General features: G+C 61.9%; 4 protein-coding genes. 3 read left to right on the top strand and 1 reads right to left on the bottom strand.

Annotated elements, in window-relative coordinates:
* The 3 genes from NW807_RS08610 to NW807_RS08600 all read left to right on the top strand — a co-directional run.
* Positions 1 to 945, top strand: a 945-nt coding sequence (locus NW807_RS08610; protein ID WP_414425838.1) for a hypothetical protein, incomplete at its 5' end; no start/stop codon positions are given.
* A 76-nt stretch (positions 946 to 1,021) separates the two neighbouring features.
* The gene (locus NW807_RS08605; protein WP_414425837.1) at positions 1,022 to 1,873 is read left to right on the top strand and encodes a hypothetical protein; all 852 of its coding nucleotides are present in this window, start codon (positions 1,022 to 1,024) and stop codon (positions 1,871 to 1,873) included.
* Positions 1,874 to 1,974: 101 nt separating this feature from the next.
* Positions 1,975 to 2,811 carry a universal stress protein gene (locus tag NW807_RS08600; protein WP_414393609.1) on the top strand — a complete coding sequence of 279 codons (837 nt, stop codon included), beginning with the start codon at positions 1,975 to 1,977 and terminating at the stop codon, positions 2,809 to 2,811.
* Between the two features lies 1 nt (position 2,812).
* Here NW807_RS08600 and NW807_RS08595 read toward each other — a convergent pair.
* Positions 2,813 to 4,089: hypothetical protein (locus tag NW807_RS08595; RefSeq protein ID WP_414425836.1), on the bottom strand; the 1,277-nt coding region annotated here is incomplete at its 5' end.

Genomic DNA, 4,089 nt, shown 5'->3' with positions numbered 1-4,089 from the left:
GATCCCGGTCGCTTTCTCTGGGAGATTGAGTCGGATCCGCAGGTGGCGGCAGTGGCGCAGGGGTGGGATCCCCATTTCTTGAGCGGCTGGCTCAACAGCTTTGACCACCGCCAGGGGGATCTCTCCTTCTGGCGCAACTGGCACCAGGCCGGGCTTCTGCGGCAGTGGTTTGAGCGGGGCTACAGCCTGCACATCATCACCTGGGAAGACGACACCCACCGCCCCTGCGGCGACTACCACATCTCCCAGCAGTTTATCCAAGACGTAGCCGAGCTGGCGGGGTATATTGCCCAAGCCAACCCCCAAGGCCGCCCTACCTACTGGAGCTTGGCCACCGAGTTTTCCTATTGGCGGATCCCTGCCGATACCTACAACGCCGACACTGCCCCCTACTACCAGGCTCTCATGCGCAACGTCCTAAGAGCTCGCCAGGCCATCAAGGAGCGTTTGCCAGAGGCCGAAGTGGCCCTCTGTTGGGGCGGGTGGATTGCCACCTTCGACGATCCCCAGCGCGGGTCGGGGCGCAGCATGGTGGAGCCTTTTGCCGAGACGATGAGCCGGATGGACGGGATCGCCTTCCAGTCCATGCGCCAGCGGCGGCCAGGGGAGTTTAACCCAGAGCTGAACGGGCCGGATCCGGGCAACCCTGAGCAGATCCGCCTCTGTTGCCATCTCTTTGCCCCCATCCACCGCAACTTGATGCTGGCTCACTACGAGCCCTCGATTAAGGAGAAACACCCCAACGGCGGTCGGGCCGACACGGTCCAGGTGGACTTTGCCATCATGAGCCGGCGGGAGTGGCTGCAGGAGGTGTCGCAACTGGGGCTGCGGCGCATGTCTCTCATGCACTACGGCCTCTACAAGGGGGATCCCTATGGGGCGCTGACAGCAGCGCGGCAATTCCGGGCCCGGGTAGGTTTGCCGGCTGTTGCCCGAAGGATGTAGCCGTGGGGACGAGGGCCCAAAACGGCCTTTGGCAGATACAATCCCCCTCGGCGGCGCTGTTGTCAGGGATCCCCAGATGAAGCCTTTTGCCATAGCAAGAAGCTGGCTGCTGGGCCTAAGCCTTGTCTTGGGTCTGGAGCTGCCAGCCTGGGCAGGCTGTGGCTTTCCTCGCGGAGCAGGGAAAACGTTTTTCTCGCTGCAGCCTGAGGTGTACCAACCCCGCACCCGCTTTGACCAGGGAGGACGCCTGCAGCAGGCCCTTTCCGAGTACGGCGAGACCCGCCTTAACCTGTTTGGCGAAACTGGCCTCAGCGATCGCCTCACTCTCAATCTCAACACCAGCTATGTTTTTTTGGAAAATCGCTTTGCTAGCGGCGACCAGCTTGTAACCCAGCGCAACCAGGGCCTGCGGGATCTGGAGCTGGGCCTGCGCCATACTTGGGGAGAGGGGGATCCCTTTTTCTCAGCTCAGTTGACGGCCCTCATCCCGCCTGGATACGCCACCGAAAATACCCCCCTGCCCTTGGGGTACGGCGTCTTTGGCTACGACTTCAGCTTAGGAGCGGCAGCCAATGTCGAGCTGGGATCCCTGCCCGCCTTTTTCGACTCCTGCCTTACCTTGCGGGATTACCTAGGCTATCCGGGCGACCGCCTCAAAGCCAACTTGACCTTTGGAGCGGATCTCAGCCCTGAGGTGCAGGCCATTGTGGCTCTGGATGGCGACTTTACCCTCGGCAACGGCGCCCCTTTGCTCTTTGGAGATGTGGCAGTGCAGGATCCCGACTACGATAGCCTCAAGCTTTCCGGCCAGCTCAACTGGCGACTAGAGGGAGGGTTAACGCTGGGCCTAGGAGGGTTTCAATTCTTGACTGGTCGCAACACCAATGCCGGCGGCGGCTTCACTGGCTATGTGTGGCTGAGTTACTAAAACCCAACAAAATGTTGCGGGATATCCGCCTCGGTAACAGGGATCCGCAGCGCCAGATCTAGGATGAGTCTTGGCAGCTGTTGGCCAGGAGAACGGATCCCATGCCTCGCTTTGAAAACATCATTGCCGCCATCGACGGCACTGGCCCCACCGAGCAGATGGTGCATACTCTCCTGTCCTTGCCGGCCTTTGCCCAGTGCCATGTGACGCTGCTGCATGCGGTGCCTTCCCAGACCTCTGCGGAGGAGATGCGAGCGGCCTGGCAAAGGGGGCAGGAGCTATTGGCCCAGACGCTGCAGACCTTTCCCCCGCGGCCTGGGCTGAAGATTAGCACTCAACTGGTGGAAGGGGATCCCAAGGTGGTGGTGCTGCAGGTGGCGGAATCTCTACCCAATCCCCTGATTGTCATGGGATCGCGGGGGCGCAACCGCATCATGGCCATTTTGCAGAACTCGGTCAGCCAATACGTGTTCCAGCTTGCCTCCTGTCCTATGCTGCTGGTCAAAGACGACGCCTACGTCAAATACCCCAGCCACGTCATGGTGGCCCTCAACAACTCCCCCGCCGCCCAGGCCGCCTTTGCCACGGCCCTGGATCTAGTGGCCGGCATCCCGGGAGCACAGATTTTCCTAGCCTCTGTGCAACTGGATGCCGATGCCCAAGCGCGGGACGAGGTTCTGGATAAAGCCATTGCCACTCTCAAAAGCCGCCAAATCAGCCATCGGGTGTTCACGGCGGTCGGGGATCCGGGCACCGAGATTGTCCGATTGGCGGAAGAAAGCAAGGCCGACCTGCTGGTGATGGGATCCCCAGATCGCCGGCCCAGCATTGCCCGCAGCATCCCCGACTTGGATCGGCTCTTGGGACGATCTGTCTCCGACTACGTGCGGGTGCATATCGGCTGCCCAGTGCTGATGGTGCGCTCTGTCCAAGACTGACCTAGGGCAAGATGGAGCGGTGCTCCGTCACGCGGTCGCTCTGCTGCTGGCGATCTGGGCTGACGGCCCAAGCCTCGAAGATTAGCTCAGGGACGCCGGGAGGGATGGTCATGCGGGTGAGAGCTTGCCACTGCCCCTGCTCGTTGCGGGAGAAGTCCAGCAACCAACGAGGGCCATCCACCAAAGAGCGGGTGCGGCCATGCTTGACCCAAAACTTAATCCACAAGGGAGGCTGCTCGCTCGAGCTACTGGCAGAATTGAGCGAGGCGGGCAAACGCAGCACTACGTCAAAATTGTCACCTGCCCGCAGGTGCTCGGGCACCAGCAGTTGGGGCGCTGGGCACACGCCTGGGGGCAAAGGCAGGGTTTCCGGGTTTTGGTCAGTCACAGCTAAGGGTGGGGTGGGCTGGATCTCGGTTTGGGCTGGCAGGACAGCCTCTTTGCCAGGCGGCTCAGTTGGAAGAGTCCCCACCCCAGGTTGGGCGTTAGCTTTGGCTGCAGCCTCTGCTGGGGAGGCAGGGGAGGCTGGGAGTTCTTGTGGCGGAAGCGGGTCGGGAGCTTCTTTTCCCCCAGAGGCGCTGCGCTGCCAGATGCGCAACAACTTCTGCAGGGTGCGCTCGGGGGAGAGCAAGGTTGTGGTCGAGGCAGGGCTGGCCTCAGGGATGGGTGGCTCTTCTTCCTGGGGCAAAGAGGGTGGCCCTTCCCCCTGGCCGCGGCAGCGAACAGAGAAGGGGACTCTCAGCAGCTCTGGATGCTGCCAGGAGGAGGGAGCGAGGCACACTTCTCCCCGCAGAGGGCGAGCCCAGGGCTGGCTGGGTAGGGTGAGGGGAATGCTAAACACTGCCGTTCGCGCCTGTCCTGGGAGTTGAATCTGCCGTCGCCCTTGGAAAAGGGGATCCGGGCTCCCCTCCTGCCAAAGCCGTACCTGCAGTTCGCCGCTGCAGCCAATTCGCCCCGTCAACACCAGTACTTCCTCAGGGGATCCCTCCAGTTCGCTGTGCATGAGGGAAAACAGCTCGGGTGGGGGGGCAGGCTCTTTGGGCTGAGGAGCGGATTCAGGCTCTGTTGGCTGGGCCACCAAGGCGGCTGCTGGTTCTGACTGAGCCGGGGCAGGCACAACCTGGAAACGCAGACAATTCTTCAGCTCCTTCTCGCCAAACAGCTCAGCTATCAAGTCGGCATCGCGGCAGTGCAGTTCCCAGGAACCAGGGGCAAGACGAGTGGCCGGCAAGACAATGGCAATCCCCTCCTCGTTGGTGCGCACCGAACGGGTTTGCA

This window comes from Synechococcus sp. R70.1, assembly GCF_047461675.1.
Taxonomy (GTDB): Bacteria; Cyanobacteriota; Cyanobacteriia; order Thermostichales; family Thermostichaceae; genus Thermostichus.
The sequence above is the reverse complement of the archived record's forward strand: the minus strand, read 5'-3'. Positions and strand labels throughout refer to the sequence as shown.